Annotated in this window: 23 protein-coding genes and 1 tRNA gene; 17 read left to right on the top strand and 7 right to left on the bottom strand. The window is 61.9% G+C overall.

Translation table 11 applies throughout. The features are described from left to right. Positions 1-40: 40 nt before the first annotated feature. A complete protein-coding gene (locus ACMGGK_RS23535) occupies positions 41-1,033 on the top strand; it encodes an acyltransferase (protein ID WP_197759014.1) in 993 nt (330 codons plus the stop codon). On the opposite strand, the gene ACMGGK_RS23530 is transcribed toward ACMGGK_RS23535, so the two are convergent. The 3 genes from ACMGGK_RS23530 to ACMGGK_RS23520 form a co-directional block, all read right to left on the bottom strand. After that, the gene (locus ACMGGK_RS23530) at positions 1,028-1,951 is read right to left on the bottom strand and encodes a GlxA family transcriptional regulator (protein WP_049299609.1); all 924 of its coding nucleotides are present in this window, start codon (positions 1,949-1,951) and stop codon (positions 1,028-1,030) included. The two genes, ACMGGK_RS23535 and ACMGGK_RS23530, sit on opposite strands and share 6 nt — an antisense overlap. A gap of 2 nt (positions 1,952-1,953) precedes the next feature. After that, on the bottom strand, positions 1,954-2,505 hold the full coding sequence (locus ACMGGK_RS23525; protein ID WP_420277339.1) for a cysteine hydrolase family protein: 552 nt from the start codon (positions 2,503-2,505) through the stop codon (positions 1,954-1,956). 100 nt (positions 2,506-2,605) lie between these two features. Then, entirely contained in the window at positions 2,606-3,994 is a 1,389-nt protein-coding gene (locus ACMGGK_RS23520) for an amidohydrolase family protein (protein ID WP_097103023.1), read from the bottom strand. A gap of 205 nt (positions 3,995-4,199) precedes the next feature. On the opposite strand from ACMGGK_RS23520, the gene ACMGGK_RS23515 reads away from it, so the two are divergent. Both ACMGGK_RS23515 and ACMGGK_RS23510 read left to right on the top strand, forming a co-directional pair. After that, positions 4,200-4,820: a nucleotidyltransferase domain-containing protein gene (locus ACMGGK_RS23515; protein ID WP_016929554.1), complete on the top strand. Its 621-nt coding sequence runs from the start codon at positions 4,200-4,202 to the stop codon at positions 4,818-4,820. Further along, positions 4,771-5,211 (top strand): hypothetical protein, encoded by a 441-nt coding sequence (locus ACMGGK_RS23510; protein WP_033639069.1) that lies wholly within the window; start codon positions 4,771-4,773, stop codon positions 5,209-5,211. Before ACMGGK_RS23515 ends, ACMGGK_RS23510 begins: the two co-directional genes overlap by 50 nt. A 6-nt stretch (positions 5,212-5,217) precedes the next feature. Here ACMGGK_RS23510 and ACMGGK_RS23505 read toward each other — a convergent pair whose 3' ends face one another. Next, positions 5,218-6,072 carry a LysR family transcriptional regulator gene (locus tag ACMGGK_RS23505; RefSeq protein ID WP_033639068.1) on the bottom strand — a complete coding sequence of 285 codons (855 nt, stop codon included), beginning with the start codon at positions 6,070-6,072 and terminating at the stop codon, positions 5,218-5,220. A gap of 126 nt (positions 6,073-6,198) precedes the next feature. On the opposite strand from ACMGGK_RS23505, the gene ACMGGK_RS23500 reads away from it, so the two are divergent. The 5 genes from ACMGGK_RS23500 (at position 6,199) to ACMGGK_RS23480 (ending at position 10,366) form a co-directional block, all read left to right on the top strand. Beyond that, positions 6,199-7,398, top strand: coding sequence for a cyanate transporter (locus ACMGGK_RS23500; protein ID WP_049299607.1), 1,200 nt, complete (start codon positions 6,199-6,201; stop codon positions 7,396-7,398). Positions 7,399-7,473: 75 nt separating this feature from the next. Continuing rightward, positions 7,474-8,817 carry an esterase-like activity of phytase family protein gene (locus tag ACMGGK_RS23495; RefSeq protein ID WP_420277337.1) on the top strand — a complete coding sequence of 448 codons (1,344 nt, stop codon included), beginning with the start codon at positions 7,474-7,476 and terminating at the stop codon, positions 8,815-8,817. Positions 8,818-8,914: 97 nt separating this feature from the next. Then, positions 8,915-9,009, top strand: a tRNA-Sec gene (locus tag ACMGGK_RS23490). Positions 9,010-9,096: 87 nt separating this feature from the next. Then, positions 9,097-9,609 (top strand): DUF962 domain-containing protein, encoded by a 513-nt coding sequence (locus ACMGGK_RS23485; RefSeq protein ID WP_143778371.1) that lies wholly within the window; start codon positions 9,097-9,099, stop codon positions 9,607-9,609. A gap of 1 nt (position 9,610) precedes the next feature. Beyond that, positions 9,611-10,366, top strand: a complete 756-nt coding sequence (locus tag ACMGGK_RS23480) for a nucleotidyltransferase domain-containing protein (protein WP_240430175.1) — start codon at positions 9,611-9,613, stop codon at positions 10,364-10,366. 20 nt (positions 10,367-10,386) lie between these two features. Here the strand turns inward: ACMGGK_RS23480 and ACMGGK_RS23475 are convergent, their stop codons facing one another. Continuing rightward, a complete protein-coding gene (locus ACMGGK_RS23475; protein WP_004934091.1) occupies positions 10,387-11,487 on the bottom strand; it encodes an alkene reductase in 1,101 nt (366 codons plus the stop codon). A 380-nt stretch (positions 11,488-11,867) separates the two neighbouring features. On the opposite strand from ACMGGK_RS23475, the gene ACMGGK_RS23470 reads away from it, so the two are divergent. Next, positions 11,868-13,034: an MFS transporter gene (locus tag ACMGGK_RS23470; protein ID WP_004934092.1), complete on the top strand. Its 1,167-nt coding sequence runs from the start codon at positions 11,868-11,870 to the stop codon at positions 13,032-13,034. Between the two features lie 32 nt (positions 13,035-13,066). Here ACMGGK_RS23470 and ACMGGK_RS23465 read toward each other — a convergent pair whose 3' ends face one another. Then, positions 13,067-13,816, bottom strand: a complete 750-nt coding sequence (locus ACMGGK_RS23465; RefSeq protein WP_151254309.1) for an NAD-dependent epimerase/dehydratase family protein — start codon at positions 13,814-13,816, stop codon at positions 13,067-13,069. A 658-nt stretch (positions 13,817-14,474) separates the two neighbouring features. On the opposite strand from ACMGGK_RS23465, the gene bglF reads away from it, so the two are divergent. From bglF to ACMGGK_RS23450, 3 genes are all read left to right on the top strand, one after another. Continuing rightward, positions 14,475-16,340: a PTS beta-glucoside transporter subunit IIABC gene (gene bglF, locus ACMGGK_RS23460; RefSeq protein WP_420277334.1), complete on the top strand. Its 1,866-nt coding sequence runs from the start codon at positions 14,475-14,477 to the stop codon at positions 16,338-16,340. Between the two features lie 14 nt (positions 16,341-16,354). Continuing rightward, the gene (locus ACMGGK_RS23455) at positions 16,355-17,758 is read left to right on the top strand and encodes a glycoside hydrolase family 1 protein (protein WP_420277332.1); all 1,404 of its coding nucleotides are present in this window, start codon (positions 16,355-16,357) and stop codon (positions 17,756-17,758) included. 150 nt (positions 17,759-17,908) lie between these two features. Then, a complete protein-coding gene (locus tag ACMGGK_RS23450) occupies positions 17,909-19,279 on the top strand; it encodes a carbohydrate porin (RefSeq protein WP_369803993.1) in 1,371 nt (456 codons plus the stop codon). Here the strand turns inward: ACMGGK_RS23450 and ACMGGK_RS23445 are convergent, their stop codons facing one another. After that, on the bottom strand, positions 19,280-19,879 hold the full coding sequence (locus ACMGGK_RS23445; RefSeq protein ID WP_016929535.1) for an HD domain-containing protein: 600 nt from the start codon (positions 19,877-19,879) through the stop codon (positions 19,280-19,282). It abuts the gene before it with no gap. A gap of 97 nt (positions 19,880-19,976) precedes the next feature. Here ACMGGK_RS23445 and ACMGGK_RS23440 point away from each other — a divergent pair, with 97 nt between their 5' ends. The 5 genes from ACMGGK_RS23440 (at position 19,977) to uhpB (ending at position 25,202) form a co-directional block, all read left to right on the top strand. Then, complete coding sequence (locus ACMGGK_RS23440; RefSeq protein ID WP_016929534.1) at positions 19,977-20,441, top strand: MarR family winged helix-turn-helix transcriptional regulator; 465 nt, start codon at positions 19,977-19,979, stop codon at positions 20,439-20,441. Positions 20,442-20,601: 160 nt separating this feature from the next. Next, a complete protein-coding gene (locus ACMGGK_RS23435; protein ID WP_004934114.1) occupies positions 20,602-21,027 on the top strand; it encodes an organic hydroperoxide resistance protein in 426 nt (141 codons plus the stop codon). Positions 21,028-21,252: 225 nt separating this feature from the next. Next, positions 21,253-22,947: a kdo(2)-lipid A phosphoethanolamine 7''-transferase gene (eptB, locus tag ACMGGK_RS23430; protein ID WP_016929532.1), complete on the top strand. Its 1,695-nt coding sequence runs from the start codon at positions 21,253-21,255 to the stop codon at positions 22,945-22,947. A gap of 123 nt (positions 22,948-23,070) precedes the next feature. Next, on the top strand, positions 23,071-23,661 hold the full coding sequence (gene uhpA, locus ACMGGK_RS23425; protein WP_004934117.1) for a transcriptional regulator UhpA: 591 nt from the start codon (positions 23,071-23,073) through the stop codon (positions 23,659-23,661). Further along, the gene (gene uhpB, locus ACMGGK_RS23420) at positions 23,658-25,202 is read left to right on the top strand and encodes a signal transduction histidine-protein kinase/phosphatase UhpB (RefSeq protein WP_049299603.1); all 1,545 of its coding nucleotides are present in this window, start codon (positions 23,658-23,660) and stop codon (positions 25,200-25,202) included. Before uhpA ends, uhpB begins: the two co-directional genes overlap by 4 nt. Positions 25,203-25,277 lie beyond the last annotated feature (75 nt).

Genomic DNA, 25,277 nt, shown 5'->3' with positions numbered 1-25,277 from the left:
CTTCTTAACATATCAATATGACACAAGATCGGGCGAGCGTTTGAGCGAGAAAATCGGCTGGATAGACAACCTGCGGGCGATGGCGTGCATGATGGTGGTGATGATCCACGCCACCACCTATTACGTCACCAACGGCGCGGCGATAGGGCTGCACAACTGGGATATAGCCAACGTGCTGAACTCGCTGTCGCGCGTGTCGGTGCCGCTGTTCTTTATGATTTCCGGCTACCTGTTCTTCGGCGAAAAGAACGCCGGCCGGCGGCATTTCACCCGCATCGCCTGCTGCATTCTGTTCTACAGCGCCATCGCGCTGATCTACATCGCGGCCTTCACCAAGATCGGTTTCTGGCCGTCGCTGCGCGGCATTTTGCAAAAGCCGGTGTTCTATCATCTGTGGTTTTTCTACGCCATTGCAGTGATTTACCTGCTGTCGCCGCTGATCAGCGTCAAACCGGTGTCGCGCCGCTACCTGGCCGCCGCGCTGGTGGTGTTGGCGGCGATCGCCAACCCGAATACCGACAAGCTGACCTTCGGCAACGCGCATCTGCTGCCGGTTAACCTGTATATCTACGGCGATACCTTCTACTACCTGCTGTATGCGTTGGCCGGGCGGGCGATTGGCATGATGGAGACGCGCGGGCGCGCCGTGGGTTGGCTGGCGGCGTTGGGATTTGCGCTGTGCGTGGCGCTGATCGCACGTGGCACCAAACATCAGCTGTTCATCAACGGCAACTTCGCCGATACCTACTACATCTACAGCGGCCCGCTGGTGTTTATGGCGGCGGTGGCGCTGCTGGTGTGGGTGAAACACTGTCTGCCGCAGCCGATCGGCTGGCTGAGCGCGTTTTCCCGCCATTCGCTGGCGATTTACGGTTTTCACGCCCTGATCGTCAACGTGATGCGCAATCGGCACCTGGATTTCACCGGCCACCCGCTGCTGGATATCTTCTGGGTGTTCGGCGTGGCGCTGGGGCTCAGCCTGCTGCTGTCTGTCGGCCTGCAGCGGCTGGATACCCGCCGGCTGGTGTCATAGCGGCGAGCGCTGGCGCTGCTGGGCGCGGCGCAGCTGCCGCCCGGAGGAAAAACCGGCCGCCAGTGCGGCCTTCTCCAAGCCATATCCTTGCTGCAGGCGCTGTTGCGCCACCGCCAACCGCAGCTGTTCATGATATTCCCGTACGCTGATGCCGACGTGGCTGCGAAACAGCCGCGCCAGATGGCGGCTGCTGACGTGCGCCTTCTCCGCTATCTGCGGCACCGACCAGTCGGCCTCCGGCTCGGCGGCCATCACGTCCTGCGCGCGGTGCACCGCCGGGTGCAGGTGGTTGCGGTAACGCAGCCAGGGCGACAGCTGCGGATCGTCGCCGGCGCGGCGGAAATAGACCACCATGTCGCGGGCGACGTCGCGCGCCCGGCCGGAGCCGCAGTGGCGGTGGACCAGGTGCAGCGCCAAATCGATGCCGGTGGTGATGCCCGCGCTGGTGTAGACGCCGCGGTCTTCAACGAAGATGCGGTTCTCTTTCACCTGCGCCGCCGGCGCCTGCCGGCGGATACGCTCGATAACGTCGTGGTGGGTGGTGCACTGATAGCCGTCGAGCAACCCGGCCTGCGCCGCCAGCAGCGCGCCGGAACAGATGCACACCAGGGTGATGCGCTGCCGCTGCAGATCGGGCCGCAGCGTCGCCAGCCAGCGACGCGCCTGCTCGGCCTCTTCCCCGGCGAAATAGCGCTGCGAATCGCCGACCCCCGGCAGCACCAGGATAGCGCCGTCGTCCAGGCGTTCGGGCAACGGCTGCAGGCCGCTCAGTGTCATGCCGATGGAACAGACGATCTGCGGCGCCGGGCTGAGATAACGCAGGCTGAACTGCCCGGCGAGGCGCAGGGTTTCCGCCGGGCCGCTGACGTCCAGCGACAGCACGTTGGGCAACAGCAGAAAATAGACGGCCTGCGACATGATTACTCCTGTGCGAGTTGCGCCAGCGCCTCATCCACGCTGGCGATGCGGGCGAAACGATCGACCAGTACGGTTTCAGTATGCCGCTTCAACTGCGCGGGGGTAAAGACTTCGCCGTCGGGATGGCGCATCGGGAAGGTCAGCGTCGCCTCGGTGACGAAAGTCACCCGATAACCGAGATCGGACGCCACCCGGGTGGTGGTTTCGCAGCACTGTTCGGTGCGGATGCCGGAGACGATCAGGTGGGTGATGTCCCGCTCGCGCAGCCAGGCGTCGAGGCCGGATTCGGTCAGCGCATTGTGCACATGCTTATGCACGGTGACATCCGCCTGGTGGGTGAGGAACGGCAGACGCTGCACGTGGCCTGAAGCCAGTGAGAACGGCCCCTGCGGCGAGACGTGCAGCACGTCGACCAGCGCCGCGCCGCGTTGTCGGCAGCCCGCGATCAGGCGGGTCAGAGCCTGTTGAAACGCCGGCAGATCGTCCCCCTGCCAGAATGGACGGTGCTGGAATGATTGCTGGACATCGATGATCAATAACGCGCTCTGTGACATTTTCGGCCCTCTGCCAGTGTGTGTAGCGACCATCTTGCGCCGCGCCTTACTCGGACAGAAGGCCAAAAACGGCCATCATGATGACAACAGCGGACCGACCTTAGGCTTTGCTCACCTGACCGGCCACCAGGCGCCCCCGATGGAAGGTGGCGCTGCGCGCCGGCAGACGGGCGACCGCCTCGGCGGAACAGCTGGCGTTGACCAGCACGAACTCGGCGGCGTCGCCGGCTTTCGGCCAGGCGCGCTGCCCCTTATCGTCCAGCGGCAGCACGCCGCCGGTGGAGATGGCCATGGCGCGCGACAGGTGATACTCGTCGGAGCCGCGGTACAGCTGGGCGTACAGGTTGGCCTTCTCCAGGATGTCGCCGGTGCCGAACGGCGACCAGTGATCGATTACGCTGTCGGTGCCGGTCATCACGAACACCCCTTTCTCGCTGAGCTGCGGCAACGGCATCATCAGGCCGCCGATCGGCACCGTGGAGGCGATGGTGATCTGCTGCGCCGCCAGCCGGGTGGCGGTTTCCGCCAGTTCGCCCGGCGTCAGCGTGGTCAGGGCGAAAGCGTGGCTGATGGTGACCTTGCCGCGCAGCGCCGGGTTTTTCTCCACGGTGGCGATCATGTAGTTGATGGCGGCGACCCCGGCCGGGCTGGTTTCATGCAGGTGGATATCCACGCCTTTGCCGGTATCGAGGGCGATCTGGAACATGGCGTCGAGCGATTTCTCCATCGCGCCGTCGACGTTGGTCGGATCCAGCCCGCCGACGTACTGCACGCCCATCTGCATCGCTTCGCGCATCAGCGCGTCGACCCTGGAGTGCAACAGGCCGTGCTGCGGGAAGGCGACGATTTCACAGCTGAAGTCCGCCCGGTGGTTTTCCAGCGCGCGCTGCAGGTGCTCCAGGCTTTTCAGGCCGCTGACCGGATCGATATTGCAGTGGCTGCGCGCCACGGTGCTGCCTTTGGACTGCAGCAGGGCAATCAGGTTTTCCGCCCGCTGCTGCGAGGTGGGCAGCAGTTTCGGGATCAGCGTCTGCTCCAGCGCGATCATGTCCATGATGGTTTTGCCCTGGCGCGGGCGCGGCGCCTGCCACGGGCCGCTGTAGAAGGTTTTGTCCAGGTGGATGTGCATATCGCGGAACGCCGGCAGCAGCAGCTGGCCCTGCGCCTTATAGCGGGGCACGCCGGCGGGCAACGCGGCGTTGGCGGCGTGAATGGCGGCGATCTTGCCGTCTTTGATCTCAAGCGTGTACAGCGCGGTGCGGGTGCCGATCACCGTTTCGCCGTCGTATTCAAAGCCGTCTTCCAGCCGCACCTCACTCAGGCAGTAGTGGCGATCGGTCAGGGTCATCGGCGTTGGCGCACACGGCTCGCCGCCAGGCGAAGCGGCCTGCGCCATGCCGCCTGTCAGGCCGATCACCGCGCAGGCGGTGGTGAGTTTGCCGGTTTGGCTGAGGAAGGCTCTGCGGCCCGGTTGCTGAGGGTTTTCCACGTTCGGTTCCTTAATCCAGAGGTGAGGGGTGAAAACATCCTCCAATTTAGGAGAGGAACCGGCCGGTTGGCAGCGACATTTGCCACTGGTGACTATTCGATTTGGTAATGACCGGCGTGCGCCGGGGCAAGGATTTTCCTGGCTTGCTCTTTCGTAGCTTTAATGGCTACATTTGTAGCCATTAAAGCTACATGAGGTTAGCGTTATGCACGATCCGATGCTCGAGTTGCTGTTCAGCGAATACCGTAGAAAAGTGCTAAGCCTGCTGTTTATTGAAGCCGGGCGTGCGTTTCATGTGCGAGAAATTGCGCGGCGCACCGCAACTCAGGCCGGCACTTTACATAAAGAGTTGAGCAGGTTGGCGGAGAGCGGCATCTTGCTCAGGCAGCGGCAGGGCAACCAAATTTGCTATCAGGCCAACGCCGATTGCCTGATTTTCCCTGAGCTGGCGGCGATTTTCCGCAAGGTTTGCGGGCCGGCGGAGTGCTTAAGGCAGACATTGGCAGCGTTTGGCGAAGCTATTGAACGCGCTTTTATTTTTGGTTCTGTCGCCAGTGGCAAAGCGACGGCGGCCAGTGATATCGATGTTCTGATTGTCGGCAAACTGTCTTTTGCGGAGGTGATTCAGGCGGTTTACCCGCTGCAGGCAACGCTGGGTCGGGAAATTAACCCCAAACTGTACTCGCCAGAAGAGTGGCGAGCGGCTTTGGCCGAGAACTCCGCGTTTATACAGGACATTATGCAGAAACCCCAACTTTGGATTGCGGGAGACAAGGATGACGCTGGACAATCTGGTCGGGCTGGGACTGGAGGTGATAACGCCTGACGCGGGGGCGATTAAAAAATTACTGGCCGCCGCCGCTCGCAATCGACGCGATGCGGGTATCACTCAGCTCAGCAATGAGAGCCGTTTCGACACGGCATATAAAGCGGTCATGCAAATGGCGAATGCCGCTTTGCAAGCCAAAGGATACCGCACGCTGACCAGCAAACCCGGCCATCACCAGATCATGATCCAATCGTTGCCGCTCACCGTAGGGCTGCCGCGAGAGGAAATGATCTGCCTGGATGCATTGCGAAAACAGCGCAACGTGGCGGATTATTCCGGCGACTTGGTGACGGACGCGGCGGTACAGGCTTGCCTTGAGCAGACAGAAGCGCTGTGGGTACGGATTATCGACTGGCTGCAGCACGAACATCCGCAGATAGTGGCGTAAGCTGCCTTACTTCAGCCCGCAAAACACCGTTAGCCGCTGGGCCAGCGCCAGCGTGGCGGCAGGGGCGCCGTCGCGGTAGTAGAGCGCCAGTTCGAAGCTGTCTATCGGCGGCAATCCTTCGGCTCCGCCCAGCACCCGGTGCGTCGGCAAACGGCAGCCGGCCGGCAGCAGGGTGACGCCCAGCCCGGCGGCCGAAGCGGCGGTCAGCGCCGCCAGGCTGGCGCTGCTGTAGCCGATGCGCCAGCGTTTGCCGAGGTTGTCGAGCGCCTGGCACAGCTCGTCGCGGTACAGGCCGTTCAGTGGAAATACCGCCAGCGGCACCGGCGATTGCTCGATGGCCGGGAAGGCCAGGCTGTCCAGCCACAGCAGCGGTTCCGGCCGCGCGGCGCGCGGCGGTTGCCGGCGGCGCTGTTTCACCAGGATCAGATCCAGCTCTTCACGCGCGTAGGCGCTGTGCAGATCGGCGCTCAGGCCGCTGGCGACGTCCAGCCGCAGGTGCGGGTGCTCGCGGCTGAAGTCGGCCAGCAGTTCGGTGGTGGGCACGGCGAAATCCTCCGGCATGCCGATCCGCAGCACGCCGTCGCGCCAGATGCCGGTCAGCGCGTCATGGGCTTCTTCATTCAGCGCGATAATGCGGCGCGCGTAGCTCAACAGCTTGACGCCTTCTTCGGTCAGCAGCACCTGGTGCGAGGAACGCTCAAACAGCGGCTTGCCCAGCATCTCTTCCAGCCGGCGCACCTGCTGGCTGACGGTGGACTGCGACAAAAACACCCGCTCTGCGGCGCGGGTGAAGCTGTTGCTGTCGCACACGGCGACGAAGCTGAGCAGCAGCTGCGGATTGAACATCGGGTAGCGATTCATTTTCCCACTGTTGGCTATTTTATTATTTAATTTCCCAATACTAGCGGCGTTGCCTACAGTAACGCAACGCTGCGGCGATCGCGCTGTGACGCCGCACTCTTCATTTCGCAGTACCAGGAATATGCCGTGTTAAATCATTCTGTTAATTCACCTTCCCCGCGCCGCTGGCTCAACCCTTTGTTGCTGGCGCTGGTGTTGATCGGCCTGAACATGCGGCCGCTGTTGACCTCGATCGGCCCGTTGCTGCCGACGCTGCGTCAGGCCACCGGGCTGAGCTTTGGCGGCGCGGCGCTGCTGACCACGCTGCCGGTGCTGATGATGGGGCTGATGGCGCTGGCGGGCGGCGCCATCAATCGGCTGTTCAGCGAACGCAGCGCCGTGACGTTGAGCCTGCTGGCGATCGGGCTGGGCGCGCTTTGGCGCGAACTGGCCCCCGGCAGCGTGCAACTGCTGATGAGCGCGGTGCTGGGCGGGCTTGGTATCGGGGTGATCCAGGCGGTGATGCCCGGCATCATCAAGCATCACTTCCTGAAAAGCATGGCGCTGGTGGCCGGGCTGTGGTCGGCGGCGCTGATGGGCGGCGGCGGGCTGGGGGCGGCGATCACCCCGTGGCTGATGAGCGCGGGGCACGACTGGCACAGCGCGCTGGCCTGGTGGGCGTTGCCGGCCCTGGTGGCGCTAGTGGCCTGGTGGCCGGTCAGTCGGGGGCTGTCTCGCCTGGGCGCGGCGGGAGAACACCGCGGCCCAAGCCTGCTGCGCAACCGGCGCGCCTGGCTGCTCGGCGCCTATTTCGGCCTGATCAACGGCGGCTATACCAGCCTGATCGCCTGGCTGCCGCCGTATTACATGCAGCTTGGCTGGCAGCCGCAGGCCAGCGGTTCGCTGCTGGCGCTGATGACCTTCGGCCAGGTATTGGGCGCGTTGCTGCTGCCGGCGCTGGCGCGCAATCATGACCGGCGGCCGCTGCTGTTGCTGGCGCTGATGATGCAGCTGATCGGCTTTATCGGCCTGATTTACCTGCCGCAAACGCTGCCGTGGCTGTGGGTGTTGGTTTCCGGGCTGGGGCTGGGCGGCGCGTTCCCGCTGTGCCTGGTGCTGGCGCTCGATCACCTGCACCAGCCGGCGGCGGCAGGGCGGCTGGTGGCCTTTATGCAGGGCGTCGGTTTTCTGCTGGCGGGCGTCACGCCCTACCTCTCCGGCCTGCTGCGCGACTACAGCGGCGGCTTCGTGCTGGACTGGCAAATCCATGCGCTGCTGGTGGTGGTGCTGATCGCTATTACCTGGCGCTTCCACCCGCACAGCTACCGGCGGGCGTTCGCCGAATAATATTTCTGTCATTGCCGCTCCCTATAGTGACGTTGCTTTTACTTCTGGGCGATAACAACGAAAAGGGACAATGACATGCACAACACCAAAACCCGGCTGGCGCTGCTGGTCGGCTGCATGGCGCTGAGCGCCAACCTGTGGGCCGAGGCGCAGCCGGTGCAGGCGACGCTGGCCGGGCATGCGCTGCTGCCGGTAAAATCCGCCGTTGCCACACCGAAGGACGCGCCGAGCGATCTGCAGCAGAGCGGCAAATACACCAGCGGCAAACGCGTCACCGAGCTGGGCAGCGTGGCGGGCAAATCCGCCGATCGCCTGACCGGGATCGGCCTGCCGATCAACGGCCAGCCGCTGCAGGGCCACTCCGGCATCAAACACATGCCCGACGGCACCTACTGGGTGCTGACCGACAACGGTTTCGGCAGCAAGGCCAACTCCCCGGACGCTATGCTGTACCTCAACCACTACAAGATCGATTTCAAAGACGGCACGGTTGCGCCGCTGAAGACGGTGTTCCTGCACGATCCGGATAAAAAGGTGCCGTTCCACATCATCAACGAGAGCACCGAGCAGCGCTATCTGACCGGCAGCGATTTCGATCCGGAAAGCTTCCAGTTTGCCGACGATGCCTTGTGGATCGGTGAAGAGTTTGGGCCTTACCTGATCAAGGCCGACCTGAACGGCAAAGTGCTGGCGGTGTTCGACACCCTGGTGGATGGCAAAGTAGTGAAATCGCCGGACAACCCGACGCTGACCCTGCCGGGCGCGCCGGACGGCAAGCAAAACTTCCAGGTGGCGCGTTCCAAGGGCTTTGAAGGCATGGCCGCCTCGCCGGACGGCAGCAAGCTGTACCCGCTGCTGGAAGGGGCGTTGTGGGACGGCGAGCAGTTCGAGAACGTCGGCGGCAAACGCTACCTGCGGGTGCTGGAGTTCGACGTCAAACGGCAGGCCTGGACCGGCCGCAGCTGGCAGTACGTGCTGGAAGACAACCAGAACGCCATCGGCGATTTCAACATGATCGACGCCACCCACGGGCTGGTGATTGAGCGCGACAACGGCGAAGGCACGCCGGATAAAGCCTGCGCCGCCGGCGCGCCAACCGACAACTGCTTCAGCCAGGTGGCCAAGTTCAAGCGGGTGTATAAAATCGCCTTCTCGGACGCCAACGTCGGCAAATCGGTCGAGAAACTGGGTTATATCGACCTGATGAACATTCAGGATCCGAACAAGCTGGCGCGCAAGCCGCTGAACGACGGCGTGCTGACCTTCCCGTTCTTCACCATCGAGAACGTGGACGTGGTGGACGCCAACCACATCATCGTCGGCAACGACAACAACTTCCCTTTCTCCTCCAGCCGCCAGCCCAATATGGCGGATGACAACGAGTTCATCCTGCTGGACGTGAAGGATTTTCTGAAGTAGCGCTCCCCGGCCGCCGAATCGCCGGCGGCCCCCATTTCCCGCTTAGCGCAGCGAACAAACTGCGCTATAATCAGCGCCTTGCTTCCCTCTTCTCCAAGGAAGATCCTCGTCCCCGGTGGGGCGGCCGGACTTCAAATCCGGTTGGGGCCGCCAGCGGTCCTGGGCAGGTTCGACTCCTGTGATCTTCCGCCAATCCCTGACCATTTTCCTATGCTGAACGATACGGCTATCTTTAATGCAATGAGCAAGCTCGGCCGTGCGCGTCATTCGGAGGTCAACATGCGAAGTCTGGAAGATCACCTTGCCGCTTATGCCGCCTATCACCGCGATGCGCGCAATATCGCCACGCATTTTATCGGCATCCCCCTGATCGTCGTCAGCCTGCTGGCGCTGCTCTCCCGGCCGGTATGGGGCGCGGGGTGGCTGCCGTTTTCGCCGGCTTGCGCGGCGGTTATCGTTTCGGCCCTTTATTACCTGCGGTTGAATCTGCGCCTTGGCATTCTGATGCTGGCGTTGCTGCTGCTGTGCCTCGTGTTCGGCGCCTGGGTGGCGTCGCTGTCGACGGCGGCGTGGCTGAGCGTCGGCATCGGCGGCTTCGTCATCGGCTGGCTGTTTCAGTTTGTCGGGCACTTTTGGGAGGGGCGAAAACCGGCGTTTATGGACGACGTGACGGGCCTTATCATCGGCCCGCTGTTCGTGCTGGCGGAAGCCTGCTTCCTGGCCGGCGGGCTGCGCGAACTGCAGCGGAACATCGAACTGCGCGCGGGCAAAGTGCGCAATGGGAGGGGATGAGGTGGCGTTGATTCCCACGGTGACGGCATTTCCGCTGCAGCAGGCTTTTATCCCGCTGCTGGAGGCGCTGACGGCGGGGCTGCCGCGCCAATTCCCGGCGCTCATCCACAGCATTTACCTCTACGGCAGCGTCGCGCGCGGCGAAGCCCTTCCCGGCGTGTCCGATCTGGACATCACGCTGCTGCTCATCAAGCCGGCCGATAGCGGGGCGTTGCAGCGCCTTGAAGCGTGGCGGCAAGCCTTTCAGCTGGAGCAGCGGATCGTGAGCAAGGTCGACTTTGACATCGGCAGCGTTGATGAAGCGTTGGCGCCGGAGCATCACGATTCCTGGGGATTTTGGCTGAAGCATCACTGCCGATGCCTGTGGGGCGAAGACGTGTCCGCCGCTTTTTCGCTGTTTCGTCCCGATCGGCGCATCGCGCTGGCGGTCAATGCTGATTTACGGCCCGCGTTGGCGCGCTATCGGGAGCAACTGCTGCAGGCAAGGACGGTATCGGATGAGAGGCGCTTAAAGCGCGAAGCGGCCAGGAAGCTGATCCGCGCCACCAATATGTTGCGCGCCGAGGGGAGCCCGTTCTGGCCGATAACGCTAACCGACTATGCCGATCAGCTGTTGGCGCTTTATGCAGAGCAGCGCGATGAAATGGACTATTGGTTAGCGCACGCGGCAGGGGAGGCGAATGACGCGGATTTTAGCGACAAAATGATGCAATTTCTTGACTGGATCGAAACACAGAAAAAAATAACGCCGGCTTGAGCCGGCGTTGTCGGCGATCGTTACCCGATCGCCGGGTAATCGGTGTAGCCTTCCCGGCTGCCGCCGAAGAATTTCTCTTTGATGGGGGCATTCAGCGCCAGCCCGTGTTGCAAACGGTGAGGCAGATCCGGGTTGGCGATGAACGGACGGCCGAAGCCGATCAGATCCGCCCAGCCTTTGGCCAGCGCTTCTTCAGCGCGTTCACGCGTGTATTTGCCCGAGTAAATCAGCGTGCCGCGGAAAATCAGGCGCAGTGATTCTTTGAACGCCGCCGGCATCACCGGGGCGTCATCCCAGTCCGCTTCGGCGATGTGAATGTAAGCGGCGCCGATATCGTTCAGCACGCTGGCCGCCGCCAGATAGGTGGCTTCCGGGGTGTCGTCCTGCGAGCCCATCAGGGTGGTCAGCGGCGCCAGGCGCACGCCCAGTTTCTCTTTGCCGATGGCGTCCGCTACCGCCTGCGCCACTTCACGCAGGAAACGCAGGCGGTTTTGCAGTGAACCGCCGTATTCGTCGTCGCGCTGATTCTCCCGCGAGTCGATAAACTGATTGATCAGATAGCCATTCGCGCCGTGCAGCTCTACGCCGTCGAAACCGGCGGCGATGGCGTTGCGGGCCGCCTGAGCGTAGTCATTGACGATCGCCGGAATTTCTTCCCGCGTTAAGGCGCGCGGTGCAGAGTGTTGCACCATTTCACCCACGCCATGTTCCGGTCCGCGGCCTTCGACATCCACAAATACCTTGACCCCATCGGCCTGGATGGCGGAGGAGGAGACCGGCGCGGCGTGGCCAGGCTGTAGAATGGTATGCGACACGCGGCCGACGTGCCAAAGCTGCGCGAAGATCTTGCCGCCGGCCTGATGTACGGCGTCGGTGACTTTTTTCCAACCGGCGATGTGTTCCGGGGTGTAAATGCCGGGCGTCCAGGCATAACCCTGGCCTTGCTGGCTAATCTGCGTGCCTTCGCTGACGATCAGCCCGGCGCTGGCGCGCTGGGCATAATATTCAGCCATCATGTCGGTGGCGACGTCGCCGGCGCCGGCTCGAGAGCGGGTCATGGGCGGCATGACGATGCGATTGTTCAGCGATAAACCGTTTAAAGAATACGAGTCAAAAAGCATGGCGCTTCCCTCTGTGTGTATTGGGCCGTAGGGCCTTGATGTTTTACTGAGGCCATTATATTTCGTCGTTTAATTCTAAAAACGCGCACAATAACAAAACACTTTTGCTCTGTGTTCAATAGTTGCGGTAGCCGCCGGCGGGCCGATATGGCGGCTTGCCGCAGGTGGCGAGAATGAACCCGATGTGCGCTCGGGCGACGGCGGCTATTGCCTGTCGGTGCGTGGTTAAGATAGAGTCGGCTGCTGTTTTCCCCCACGATTTTTAACAAAATCGCAAAAGTCTTTTAGCCTCCCGCCTGCTTATCTTTGGTGTGATCAATGTCATACTTTTGGCATCTTAACTTTCCCGCGCTTCGGCAGCGGTTAACCGGAGTTGTTGAATGAAAATTAACTTTCCCTTATTAGCCCTGGCGGTGGGGGCGTTCGGCATCGGCACGACCGAGTTTTCCCCGATGGGGTTGCTGCCGACCATCGCCAAAGGGGTGGACGTCTCCATCCCGATGGCCGGCATGTTGATCAGCGCCTACGCCGTCGGCGTGATGGTCGGCGCACCGCTGATGACGTTGCTGCTTTCTCACCGGGCACGCAGAAGCGCGCTGATCTTCCTGATGGCGATCTTTACTCTGGGTAACGTGCTGTCGGCGGTTGCGCCTGACTACACCACCCTGATGCTGTCGCGCATCATCACCAGCCTGAACCACGGCGCGTTCTTTGGCCTCGGATCGGTGGTGGCCGCCAGCGTGGTGCCGAAGGAGAAACAGGCCAGCGCCGTGGCGACCATGTTTATGGGCCTGACCATCGCCAATATCGGCGGGGTGCCCGCCGCGACCTGGCTGGGTGAAACCATCGGCTGGCGCATGTCGTTCCTGGCGACGGCCGGGCTGGGCGTGATCGCCATGCTGGGGCTGTGGTTCTCGTTGCCGCAAGGCAGCGCCGGCGCGCGCCCTGATGTGAAACGCGAGCTGTCGGTATTGGTGCGCCCGCAGGTGCTGTCCGCCTTGCTGACGACCGTGCTGGGCGCGGGCGCGATGTTCACGCTCTATACCTATATCTCGCCGGTGTTGCAGCACATCACCGATGCGACACCGCTGTTCGTGACGTCCATGCTGGTGTTGATCGGCGTCGGTTTCTCCATCGGCAACTACCTCGGCGGCAAGTTCGCCGACCGCTCCGAAAGCGCGACGCTGAAAGGTTTCCTGTTGCTGCTGGTGGTCATTATGCTGGTGATCCCGTTCCTGGCGCGCAGTGAAATCGGCGCCGCGGTCAGCATGGTGATTTGGGGCGCGGCGACCTTTGCCGTGGTGCCGCCGCTGCAGATGCGCGTGATGCGTGTCGCCAGCGAAGCGCCGGGCCTGTCGTCCTCGGTCAACATCGGCGCCTTTAACCTGGGCAATGCGCTGGGCGCCGCCGCCGGTGGCGCGGTAGTCTCCGCCGGGCTGGGATACAGCTTCGTGCCGGTGATGGGGGCGATTATTGCCGGATTGGCGCTGTTGCTGGTGCTGTTCACCCACCGTCAGGCCGAAAAAGTGGCCTACGCCAACGGTTAAACGATAACGTGCGGCGGGGTTCCCCGCCGCGCTCACTCAAAGCCGAGCAGGCTGAACGCATCGTCCTGCGGGGCGTAGCCGAGCAGGCGACGGGTCTCTTCCAGCGACAAACGCGTATAGCGGTTATTGGAAACCCCGTGCACCACCGCATATTGCACCCCGTCGACACGAATGCAGCGCTCCAGCAGATCGGCGGCGTCGCGATGGCTGAGAAACGCGCTCATGTCGCGGGCGCTAAGCTGTTCGCCCCGGCTCAGAGTGGTGAAGTTGGCGATGCGCACCGACAGGGCGGAAAGCCCTTCCTGATGGGCGAAGTAGGCGGCGATGCCTTCGCCGAACGCCTTGCTGGCGCCGTACAGGTTTTTCGGTTTCGGCGCGTCATCCGGGCGGATTTGGTAATCGAGCGGATAGCCTTCCACTGCCTGTGCGCTGCTGGCGAACACCACCCGGCGGCAGCCGGCGTCTTTCGCCGCGCGGAAAATATTGAAAGTGCCGAGAATGTTGTTGTCCATCAACGAACCGCAAAAGTCGGCATCGGGGGAGGGATCGGCGGCCAGATGCAACACGGTGTCGATATTGGCGCAGGCCGCGCGGCAGGCGTCGAGATCGGCGATGTTGAAGCTGATGACTTCGTCGCCGGGCTGCAGATCGCGCAGCAGGCTGACATCCCTTTCCGCCAACCGCAGCGCGTAGCGATCGCCCATCGCCTGGCGAAACGCCGTGGCTACCCGGCCGCCGGCGCCGGTGATCAGAATCCGTCCCAACTCAGTCCGCAACGTCATGGTCGCTGTCATCCTTACAATCGATTACGCGTTGACCAGTAATAATCGCCCGCGTGACTTTTGTCCAGTCGTTTTAATTAGTCATTCTGATGTTTCTTTCACCATCGTCAATTGCGCATGGTGATTTTTGCGCGGGTGAATATCGTGGAATGTTAACGATGTGCAATCAAGTTTGGCGATCTATTTGCCTTATGGATTGCCGGTTGTGACTAAAAAGTGGGGATTGACAGTGGATGGACGAGCGCTTTGCTTTCGCCTGACAGTGAATTATTAGGTTAGTTAATCTTATGTTTTTGCCTGAGGCGGGCGATATTCCGCCCCTCTCTATTCCGCCTGCGCGATATATCACTGCTGCGCTGAAGCCGATAGAGGGCGACAGCCCTTATTTGATACCTCAGATCGGTTTTGCCCGCCCGATCACAGTTCGGCAATTTGCCGACGCAAGGCCTTGCCCCGGCAAAATCCGCGGTGTTAACGTCATAACTCAACCGATTTAGGGTTGTTACTGCTACGGCAGGCAAAACCTAAACCTCGCGTTTCTGTTCCCCGATGGGGCAGAGGCCGCGAGGTTTAGGTTTTTTTTTGCGCCGAATTTCGCTCCTGCGCCAGGCCAGTGCGGGGCGGGGAGCGGCAGAACGCGAAGTCTAAGGATAACCGTATGAAATATGACACATTAGCCAGTGAGATTTTGGCCGGCGTCGGTGGCCGCGACAATGTGAAAAGCCTGGTGCATTGCGCTACCCGCCTGCGTTTCAAGCTGCGCGACGACAATCGCGCCAACGCGGCAGCGCTGAAGAAAAATCCGGGCGTCATCATGGTGGTGGAGAGCGGCGGCCAGTTCCAGGTGGTGGTGGGCAACCACGTGGCGGAGGTGTTCGACGCGGTCAATCGGGTCGGCGGATTGGCTGACGGTGCGTCGAACGGCAGCGATGCGGACGATAAAAAAGACAACCTGCTCAGCCGCTTTATCGATCTGGTGTCCGGCATTTTTACCCCGCTGCTCGGGGTGATGGCCGCTTCGGGGATCCTGAAAGGCTTCCTGGCGCTGAGCCTGGCCTGCGGCTGGCTGCTGGAAAGCGGCGGCACCTTCAAAATGCTGTTCGCCGCCAGCGACGCGCTGTTCTACTTCTTCCCGATCATGCTCGGCTATACCGCCGGGAAAAAATTTGGCGGCAACCCGTTCGTCACCATGGCGATCGGCGGCGCGCTGACGCACCCGCTGATGATGGCGGCCTTCGAAGCGGCGCAGCAGCCGGGCGCGGTGCGCGAGTATTTCTTCGGCATTCCGCTGACCTTCATCAACTACAGCTCGTCGGTGATCCCGATCATCTTTGCGGCCTGGGTGTCCTGCCGCCTGGAGCCGCTGTTTAACCGGGTGATCCACAGTGCGTTGCGCAATTTCATCACGCCGCTGCTGTGCCTGGCGATCACCGTGCCGTTGACCTTCCTGCTGATCGGCCCGGCGGCAACCTGGCTCAGCCACCTGCTGGCCAACGGCTATCAGAGCATTTACGCCTTTAACCCGATCATCGCCGGCGCCTTTATGGGGGCGATGTGGCAGGTGTGCGTGATCTTCGGCCTGCATTGGGGATTGGTGCCGTTGATGATCAACAACCTGAGCGTGCTGGGGCGCGACACCATGGTGCCGCTGCTGTTGCCGGCGGTGATGGGGCAGGTCGGCGCCACGCTGGGCGTGATGCTGCGCACTCGCGACGCCAAACTGCGGGCGCTGTCCGCTTCGGCCATCGGCGCCGGGATTTTCGGCATCACCGAGCCGGCGGTGTACGGCGTCACGCTGCCGAACAAACGCCCATTCATCTTCGGCTGCATCGGCGGCGCGCTGGGCGGTGCGGTGATCGGCTACTTTCATACCTCGGTCTACTCGTTCGGCCTGGTGAGCGTATTCACCTTCGCGCAAATCATTCCCAACGGCGGCATCGACGCCACGGTATGGGGCGCGATCGGCGGCACCCTGCTGTCGTTCGTGTTCGCCGCGCTGGCCAGCTACCTGTTCGGCGTCGCGCCGGCGGAAGAGACGGCGCAGCCTGAAGCCGCCGCGCCGCTTAACCGCAAACAGACCATCCTCAGCCCGATCGCCGGCGACATCGTGCCGCTGGATCAGGTGAACGACGCGACCTTCGCCAGCGGCCTGCTGGGGAAAGGGGTGGCGATCGCGCCGCAGCAGGGGCGCGTAGTGGCGCCGGTGAGCGGCAGCGTGGCGTCGCTGTTCAAAACCAAACACGCCATCGGCATCGAATCGGACGACGGCGCGGAGATTCTCATCCACGTCGGCATCGATACCGTGAAGCTCGACGGGGCGTATTTCACCGCCCACGTTCGGGAAGGCGAGCGGGTCGCCCCGGGCGATCTGCTGATCGAGTTCGACCAGGCGGCGATCCATGCTGCCGGCTATGACACCACCACGCCGATCATCATCAGCAACAGCGATGACTACGTGGACGTGTTGACCAGCGGCCTGTCTCCGGTGCAGGAACAGGCGCCGCTGCTGACTTTATTACGTTAATTGAGGAGCAAGCGATGAACGGCAAGTTTCCGCAACATTTTCTGTGGGGCGGCGCGGTAGCGGCGAACCAGGTAGAAGGCGCGTATCAGGCCGACGGCAAGGGGCTGTCGACCTCCGATCTGCAGCCGCAGGGCATCTTCGGCGCCATCACGCCGCGCGCGGCGGGCGACAGCGGCATCAAGGACGTGGCGATCGATTTCTATCATCGTTACCCGGAGGACATCGCGCTGTTCACCGAGATGGGCTTCACCTGCCTGCGCACCTCGATCGCCTGGACGCGCATTTTCCCGCAGGGCGACGAAGAGACGCCGAACGAAGCCGGGCTGGCGTTTTACGATCGGCTGTTCGATGAGATGGCGAAATACGGCATTCAGCCGCTGATCACGCTGTCGCACTATGAAATGCCTTACGGCCTGGTGAAGCGCTACGGCGGCTGGGGCGATCGGCGCACCATCGATTTCTTCGAGCGCTACGCGCGCACCGTGTTTGAACGCTACAAGCACAAGGTCAAACACTGGCTGACCTTCAACGAGATCAACATGTCGCTGCACGCGCCTTTCACCGGCGTCGGCCTGCCGCCGGAGAGCGACAAGAGCGCCATCTATCAGGCGATCCACCATCAGTTGGTGGCCAGCGCCAAAGCGGTGAAGGCCTGCCACGAGATCGTGCCGGAGGGCAAAATCGGCAACATGCTGCTGGGCGGCATTCTGTATCCGCTGAGCTGCAAGCCGGAAGATCTGCTGGAAACCCAGCGGCAAAACCGCGACTGGCTGTTCTTCGGCGATGTGCAGGCGCGCGGCTATTACCCGGCCTATATGCAGCGCTTCTTCCGTGAAAACGGCATTCAGGTGGCGATCACCGAGGAAGATCGGCGAACGCTGCGCGAAACCATCGATTTCATCTCGTTCAGCTACTACATGAGCGGCTGCGTCACCGCCGACCCGGAGCAGCATGAGACGGCGCGCGGCAACATTCTCGATATGGTGCCGAACCCGCATCTGGCCAGCTCGGAATGGGGATGGCAAATCGACCCGATCGGGCTGCGCTACCTGCTCAACGTGCTGTACGACCGCTATCAGAAGCCGCTGTTCATCGTCGAGAACGGGCTGGGCGCCAAAGATCGCGTCGAGGCCGACGGCAGCATCAACGACGACTACCGCATCAACTACCTCAATGACCACCTGGTGCAGGTGGCGGAAGCGATCGACGACGGCGTCGAGGTGATGGGTTACACCAGCTGGGGGCCGATCGATCTGGTCAGCGCTTCGAAGGCCGAAATGTCGAAGCGCTACGGCTTCATTCACGTCGACAGGGACGATGCCGGCAACGGCAGCCTCGAGCGCCGCCGCAAGAAGAGTTTCTACTGGTACCGCGATGTGATCCACAGCAACGGCGCCAGCCTGAAAGACCGACGCTAACCCTTCAGCCCGGCGGCAAGCGCCGGGCGTTAACTAACGTTATTCGCTGCTGTTCATGATGGGAAATTCTCTCCCAGGGAATGCTGTTGCCCGCAGTCAGCCGTTATGCGGAGAAATATAATAATGATGAAAAGCTTATTACCTCGTTCCATGACCCTGGCGGCGCTGGCGTTGCTCTGTAGCCAGGCGCAGGCGGAAACGCTGCAAACCGGCAAGGACGTCGAAGCCCCCACCGCCAAATGGGAAGGGGTGGCGCTCGGCTTTGAACCGCCGCAGCCCGGGCTGTTGGGGGATATGCTGGGGATCAGGCCGATCCTGGAGGATCATGGCTTCCACTATAACCTCGGCTACCTCAGCCAGCTGTCGTATAACGCCGGCGGCGGTTACAACCACGATAAACAGGCGTCGTATATCGACCAGTTTTCGCTGACCTTCAGCCAGGATTTGCAGGCGCTGACCGGCATTCCGGACGCGGCAATCGAAGGCAATATCGTCAACCGCAACCATGACAACAACCTGACCCGCGATCGGCTGCAGGATCCGCGCGTCGGCCTGACCGATCTGTCGCAGGAGAGCTTTGGCGGGCAGTCGATCACCCGGCTGGGCTGGTTGACCTTCAGCCGCTCCTTCCTCGATCGCCGGCTGCAGTGGCGCATCGGCATGATGAACAAGGTGCAGGATTTCGATCAGATCATCCCCTGCGATTTTCAGACGCTGACGCTGTGCGGCGGCAAGTCCGCCAACTCGTTGACCTGGTACAACTGGAACGTGCATTACTGGGGCACGACGCTGCAATACAAACTGACCGACGGCCTGACGCTCAAGGGCGGCGTGATGGAACAGAACCCGAGCGCCCCCAGCCGCAGCCACGCCTGGAGCTGGTCCACCAAGGGCAGCAAAGGCTTCCTGTTGCCGATGGAGCTGGAGCTGAAAACCCACGCCGTCAACCAGCTGCCGGGGGTGTATAACCTGGGCGTGCTGTTCACCAACGCGCGCCAGAGCGATCTTTATGAAGGGGTGTCCGGCGGGCCGGGCGCCAGCGATCCGCAGGGCTATCGCAGCCACGATCGCACCTGGTTCCTGTATACCGGTTTCAACCAGCAGGTGACGCGCCATGCGGACGACGTCAACCGCGGTCTGAGCGTGTTTTACAGCCTGGGGCTGGGAGATCAGCGCAGCAACTACCTGCACTGGTCAACCTCGACCGGCATCCGCTATCGCGGTCTGTTCGATGCGCGGCCGGACGACTGGCTGGGGCTCGGCGTCTCGGTGGTGAAACTGAGCGACCGCTACAAAGACAATCAGCGTTATCTCAACCAGATGAGCGGCATCAGCGATTATCACGATCCGAATTACCGGCCGGTGCCGGGCCACTCGGTGACGGCGGAGCTCTATTATCGCGTTAACGTCACGCCGTGGCTGCAGCTGCAGCCGGGCCTGCAATACTGGCATCACCCGGCGGGCGTCAGCGAGACGCAGGACGCCTGGGTGACGGCGTTGAAAACGGTGGTGACCTTCTGATCAGGCCGCGTCGCTCTCGCGGTAGCGCCGGCGGGCGTGCTCAAACCAGCTGGCGGGCACGTTGTGCGGCGGCTGCTGCAACCTGAGCAGCCCTTGTTCAACGATATGGCTGGCCTGGCGCCACAGCGTCGGGTCGCCTTCGGTCAGCACCTCCAGCAGGCGCTGTTTCTCGATCAGGTAGGTCTGGGCGAAGTGGCTGTCGTAGTCCAGCAGCGAGCGGGTGTTATCGATAAGATCCGCCAGCTTGATGGTTTTGGCCTGCGGCGACGCGCCGGCGCTGTGGCGCCGATCGCGGTTTTTGCGCTCGAAGCGGTTGCCGTCCTCGGCGCGGCTGACGTTGGTCAACATCCGCACCAGTTCCGCCACTTTTGGCCCAAAGTGGCTGTCGATATCGCCGAGGGTGGTGGGCGTGTCTTCCACCGTGTCATGCAGCCAGGCGGCCGCCAGCATCTCTTCGGTGTGCGGCACGCTGCGCACCAGCTCCATGACCGCCTGCGGGTGGACGATGTATGGATCGTCGGTGTATTTGCGGCGCTGATCGATGGCCGCATGCGCCTTGGTGGCGTAGCGGCGCGCGCGTTCTGCAAGCGTATTCGTCATTTCCTTTCCCTCCGAGCATCCTCTGCATAAAAAAAAGGTAGCATATCTCACAAGAAATAGCTTGCGATTACATCGTGCACTATCTATATTCACAAACATGAAAAGCACCGATACCGCACAACCCAACGCGAAGAACCTGCTGCAGCTCGATCAGCAGCTCTGTTTCGCGCTGTACTCCGCCAACCTGGCGCTGCACAAAGTCTACCGCAAGCTGTTGAATCAGCTCGAACTCACCTACCCGCAATACCTGGTGATGATGGTGCTGTGGGAGCGCGATCGGGTGACGGTATCGGACATCGGCGAGCGGCTGTTCCTCGATTCCGCCACGCTGACGCCGCTGCTGAAGCGGCTGGAAACCGCCGGTCTGCTGGTGCGCTATCGCGCCACCGCCGACGAGCGGCAGGTGATCATTGCTCTCACCGAAGCCGGCCGCGCGCTGCGTGAGCGGGCGCAATCGGTGCCCGAGGCGGTGATGTGCGCCACCGACTGCAGCCTGGACGAGATCGTCTCGCTCAAACAGCAGTTGGAAAAGCTGCGCGGCAGCCTGATCGATCAGATTTGACCCGCCGCCGCCGGACGCAAGAACGGCAGGGGTGGTCTACACTGGTTAATAAGCGTCAAAAATAAGTAGTGCACGATTTAATCGCAAAAGATAAATATGTGACCGGCTTTACTTCGTGGAAGCCGTAGTCATCTCGCCAACCAGCAAGAAGGAATGAACGATGTCTATTGAGAAAGTGGTTTACCGCGCTCACGCCACCGCAACCGGCGGCCGCGACGGCCGTGCGACCTCCTCCGACGGCGTGTTGGACGTGAAACTGGGCGTGCCGAAAGAGATGGGCGGCGCCGGCGGCGAAGTCACCAACCCCGAGCAGCTGTTCGCCGCCGGTTACTCGGCCTGCTTCCTCGGCGCGTTGAAGTTTGTCGCGGCGAAAGAAAAGGTCAAAATCCCGGCCGAAGCCAAGATCGACGGCACCGTCGGCATCGGTGAAATCCCCAACGGTTTCGGCATCGAAGTGCAGCTGGATATCTCGCTGCCGGGCATCGAGCGCAGCGTGGCGGAAGATTTGGTGAAAAAGGCGCACGTGGTGTGCCCATACTCCAATGCCACCCGTGGAAATATCGATGTGACTCTGAACGTTAAGTAAGATTTTTGCCGAAATCTGGAAAAAATGGAGGGTTTATCCCTCCATTTTCTTGCGTGCCCTGCCTGAAAATCGCTCAAAAAAACGGTAAATTTTGTCCGTTTTGTGAGAATTCTCTTGATTATTACCCGCAAAATAACGCTTATTGCCGGTTGGCTGAACCAGAAGCCGCAATCAGTGTCTGACTGAGTCAGAACCGCTACACCGTCCCCGGAGCCACCGCGTTACATGAACAAAGTTAAATCGCTATCACAGCAGAATTTATCGTTATTGTTAGCGATCTATATCGGCATCTTTCTAAACTTGTCCGTTTTCTATCGCCGTTTTGATTCGCTGGCGCACGGCATTCAGGGAATTAAGCTTATTTCGGCGGTGACGGAAGTCATCGCTATCGTCCTGTTTACGTTCTTCATCATGCGGCTGGTATCGCTCGGCGGCCGGCTGTTTTATCGCATCGTCGCCTCGCTGCTGGTGTTGATTTCGGTTGCCGCCAGCTACTACATGACGTTTTTCAACGTGGTGATCGGCTACGGCATCGTGGTGTCGGTGATGACCACCGACATCGATCTGTCGAAAGAGGTGGTCGGCCTGCACTTCGTGCTGTGGATGGTGGCGCTCAGCGCCTTGCCGCTGCTGCTGATCTGGAAAAACAACCTGCGCTATACCCTGATAGAACAGCTGAAAACCCCTGGTCATCGCATCAAGCCGCTGCTGGTGTTGCTGGCGGTGGTGGCGCTGGTCTGGCTGCCGCTGCGCATGCTGGACGACGAGCAGAGCGTGCAAGAGAAGCTTTCCAACGTCGATTTGCCGAGCTACGGCGGCGTGGTGGCGCACTCGTATCTGCCGTCCAACTGGCTGTCGGCGCTGGGGCTGTTCGCCTATACCCGCTATGACGAAAGCCAGGACCAGAGCACGATGTTCGATCCGGGCAAACACTTCACTTATGTACCGCCGGCGGACATCGACGACACCTACGTGGTGTTTATCATCGGTGAGACCACGCGCTGGGATCACATGGGCATGCTGGGCTACGAGCGCGATACCACGCCGCGGCTGTCTAAAGAGAAGAATCTGGTGGCGTTCCGCGGCGAGTCGTGCGATACCGCCACCAAGCTGTCGCTGCGCTGCATGTTCGTGCGCGAAGGCGGCACCGAGGACAATCCGCAGCGCACGCTGAAAGAGCAGAACGTGTTCGCGGTGCTGAAGGATCTGGGCTTCTCATCCGAGCTGTTCGCCATGCAGAGCGAGGTGTGGTTCTACAACAACACCGAGGTGAACAACTATTCGTTCCGCGAGATGATCGCGTCCGAGAAGCGCAACGACGGCAAGGCGGTCGACGATATGCTGCTGGTGGACGAAATGAAGGAGTCGCTGGCGCGTTATCCGAAGGGTAAGCACCTGGTGATCCTGCATACCAAAGGCTCACACTACCTGTACTCGCAGCGTTATCCGCGCAGCTATGCGCGCTATCAGCCGGAGTGCATGGGGGTGGATGACTCGTGCACCAAGGCGCAGTTGATCAACGCCTTCGACAATACGGTGCTGTATACCGACAGCTTTATCAGTAATGTGATCGATCAGGTGCGCGACAAGAAGGCCATCGTGTTCTATGCCGCCGATCACGGCGAATCGATCGGCGAGAATACGCACCTGCACGGCACGCCGCGCGAAATGGCGCCGCCGGAGCAATTCCGCGTGCCGATGATCGTGTGGGCGTCGGACAAGTTCCTCGAAAACCCGCAACACCTCAGTGCCTTTGAGCAGTTGCAGGCGCAGCAGCGCATCGGCAAAACGCATCGCCACGTCGAGCTGTTTGACACCCTCCTTGGCTGCCTCGGATACACGTCTCCCGATGGCGGCATCGTGGACAAAAACAACTGGTGCCATCTGCCGCAGGATAAAACGGCGCCTGCCCGCCTGTAACCTCTCCCGCCGGGTGCCTGCCTTGCGCACCCGGTAATTTCACCCAATACATTCTCTTCATCAATTATTCCGGTATGCGCATACGGTATACTTGCGCACTTCCCCTGCTAACCGGAGATTTCCATGACCCTGCGCGTGGCGTTTATCGACGATCATGACATTGTGCGTTCGGGCTTTGTGCAACTGCTGTCGCTGGAGGCCGATATTCAGGTGGTGGGTGAGTTCAGCAGCGCGGCGCAGGCGCGCGCCGGCCTGCCGGGGCTGGAAGCGGAAATCTGTATTTGCGACATTTCGATGCCGGACGGCAGCGGGCTGGATCTGCTGGCGGACATTCCTTCCGGCATCCGCGTGGTGATGCTGTCGATGCACGATAACCCGGCGCTGGTGGAAATGGCGCTGGAACGCGGCGCCAGCGGCTTTCTCTCCAAGCGCTGCAAGCCGGAAGATCTGATCACCGCGGTGCGCACCGTCGCCGGCGGCGGCGTCTACCTGATGCCGGAAATCGCGCAGCAGCTGGCGCGGGTGAGGGTCGATCCGTTGACCCGCCGCGAGCGCGAGATCGCGCTATTGCTGGCGCAGGGCCAGGAGGTGCGTGAGATCGCCGCCGCCTTGGGGCTGTCGCCGAAAACGGTGCATGTGCACCGCGCCAACCTGTTCGCCAAGCTGGGCATCAACAACAACGTCGAGCTGGCCAGACGGATGCTGAACCTGTGACGCAGCGCCTGATCACCCAGCTGGCGCTGTTTTTCATCTACGCCGCCAGCGCGTTTTGCCTGTGGGGCATCGGCACCGCGCTGATCGCCCCCCCCTGGCAGGCGCTGCTGCTGTTTCCGTTCGGCCTGCGCATGGGCATTTTGCTGCAGAGCCCGTACCGTTTCTGGCCGGGGATCCTGCTGGCCGACCTGCTGCTGATGGCATTGCTGGCGGATCAGTTCGGCTACGGCCCGGCGCTGTGGGCGTCGGTGGCGGTGCTGGTGTTGACGGTGTTGCTCAGCCTGCTGGCCTCGCCGTGGCTGTTGCGCCATCAGCAGAGCGACAGCGAATGGCGCTGGCCGCTGTTGCAGGGCGCGGTGGTCGCCATTGCCGCCTTGCTGCAGGCGCTGGTATGGCAGCTGGTGAGCGGCGAAGGCGCCCGCGCGCTGTTGCTCGGCCTGACCGGCGGTTTCACCATCGCGCCAACCTGCCTGCTGTTGTGGCACTATCTGGCGCGCCAAATCTGGGTGCCGCTGGAGCCGGGGCTGATCCACAAGCCGGTGGAGCTGCGTCTGGGCCACCTGGCCAGCTATCTGTTGCTGTTTGCGTTCAGCATCTGGCTGCAGCAGCAGGTTAACGCCGCCGAGCTGCGCCGTTTCGCGCCGTTCTGCCTGGCGATCCCCATCGTGTTCATGTCTTATCGCTATGGCTGGCAGGGCGCGCTGTTGGCGACGCTGCTCAACGGCGTGGCGCTGATGGTCAACGAGCCGCCGCAGCCGGAGTCGCACCGCGATCTGCTGCTGTCGCTGCTGGCCCAAAGCCTGACCGGGCTGCTGCTGGGCGCCGGCATTCAGCGCCAGCGCGAACTGAATCAACAGCTGCGGCTGCGGCTGGCGGAGAATCGGCAGCTGGCGCGGGCGCTGGTGACGGCGGAGGAGCAAACCCGGCGCGAGGTGGCGCGCGAGCTGCACGATGAAGTGGGGCAGACCATCACCGTGATCCGCACCCAGGCCAGCATCGTCAAACGTCTGGCGCCGGAACCGGCGGTGATCGGCTGCGCCGACGCCATTGATGCGTTGGCGCTGCGGGTTTATGACGGGGTACACGATGTGCTGACCCAGCTGTGGCCGGCGGCGCTGAACAACCTGCCGCTGTCGGCGGCGGTGGCGGCGATGCTGCGGGAGTCGCTGCCGCAGGACGCGTCGCTGGTGAGCAGCCTGCAGTGGCAGGTGCCGGACGAGCTGCTGGATGAAACGCTGAAAATTACGCTGTACCGGGTGTGTCAGGAAGGGGTGACCAATGTGTGCCGCCACGCCGGCGCCAGCCGCCTGGAGCTGGATGCGCGCCTGCAGCCGCGCAAAGGCGCCGCGCCGCAGATCGCCCTGACCATCCGCGACAACGGCGTGGGCTTCGATGCGGAAAACCATCAGCCGGGATACGGCCTGCGCGGCATGCAGGAGCGCATCAGCGCCCTCGGCGGCAGCCTGCGGTTCACCGCTGAGCGGGGCGCCTGTTTGAGTGTGATCTTGCCCACAGTTTCACCGGCGCAAACGCAAAACTAGGAAAAACTCCTAACCGCGTCGGGAATCCGGCGTAAGCCCCCTGCGCGCGCGAGGAGCATCATAGCGGCACTTTAA

Origin of the sequence: Serratia sp. BNK-33-b (genome assembly GCF_048684565.1) — a bacterium.
Taxonomy (GTDB): Bacteria; Pseudomonadota; Gammaproteobacteria; order Enterobacterales; family Enterobacteriaceae; genus Serratia; species Serratia marcescens.
This window is presented reverse-complemented; position numbering and strand designations above follow the sequence as displayed.

Bases quoted from the DNA above. Each gene is read 5' to 3' on its own strand.
- ACMGGK_RS23530 (WP_049299609.1), bottom strand. From the start codon at position 1,951: ATGTCGCAGGCCGTCTATTTTCTGCTGTTGCCCAACGTGCTGTCGCTG.
- ACMGGK_RS23525 (WP_420277339.1), bottom strand. From the start codon at position 2,505: ATGTCACAGAGCGCGTTATTGATCATCGATGTCCAGCAATCATTCCAG.
- ACMGGK_RS23515 (WP_016929554.1), top strand. From the start codon at position 4,200: ATGCACGATCCGATGCTCGAGTTGCTGTTCAGCGAATACCGTAGAAAA.
- ACMGGK_RS23510 (WP_033639069.1), top strand. From the start codon at position 4,771: ATGACGCTGGACAATCTGGTCGGGCTGGGACTGGAGGTGATAACGCCT.
- ACMGGK_RS23505 (WP_033639068.1), bottom strand. From the start codon at position 6,072: ATGAATCGCTACCCGATGTTCAATCCGCAGCTGCTGCTCAGCTTCGTC.
- ACMGGK_RS23495 (WP_420277337.1), top strand. From the start codon at position 7,474: ATGCACAACACCAAAACCCGGCTGGCGCTGCTGGTCGGCTGCATGGCG.
- ACMGGK_RS23485 (WP_143778371.1), top strand. From the start codon at position 9,097: ATGCGAAGTCTGGAAGATCACCTTGCCGCTTATGCCGCCTATCACCGC.
- ACMGGK_RS23475 (WP_004934091.1), bottom strand. From the start codon at position 11,487: ATGCTTTTTGACTCGTATTCTTTAAACGGTTTATCGCTGAACAATCGC.
- ACMGGK_RS23470 (WP_004934092.1), top strand. From the start codon at position 11,868: ATGAAAATTAACTTTCCCTTATTAGCCCTGGCGGTGGGGGCGTTCGGC.
- ACMGGK_RS23465 (WP_151254309.1), bottom strand. From the start codon at position 13,816: ATGACGTTGCGGACTGAGTTGGGACGGATTCTGATCACCGGCGCCGGC.
- bglF (WP_420277334.1), top strand. From the start codon at position 14,475: ATGAAATATGACACATTAGCCAGTGAGATTTTGGCCGGCGTCGGTGGC.
- ACMGGK_RS23455 (WP_420277332.1), top strand. From the start codon at position 16,355: ATGAACGGCAAGTTTCCGCAACATTTTCTGTGGGGCGGCGCGGTAGCG.
- ACMGGK_RS23450 (WP_369803993.1), top strand. From the start codon at position 17,909: ATGACCCTGGCGGCGCTGGCGTTGCTCTGTAGCCAGGCGCAGGCGGAA.
- ACMGGK_RS23445 (WP_016929535.1), bottom strand. From the start codon at position 19,879: ATGACGAATACGCTTGCAGAACGCGCGCGCCGCTACGCCACCAAGGCG.
- ACMGGK_RS23440 (WP_016929534.1), top strand. From the start codon at position 19,977: ATGAAAAGCACCGATACCGCACAACCCAACGCGAAGAACCTGCTGCAG.
- ACMGGK_RS23435 (WP_004934114.1), top strand. From the start codon at position 20,602: ATGTCTATTGAGAAAGTGGTTTACCGCGCTCACGCCACCGCAACCGGC.
- eptB (WP_016929532.1), top strand. From the start codon at position 21,253: ATGAACAAAGTTAAATCGCTATCACAGCAGAATTTATCGTTATTGTTA.
- uhpA (WP_004934117.1), top strand. From the start codon at position 23,071: ATGACCCTGCGCGTGGCGTTTATCGACGATCATGACATTGTGCGTTCG.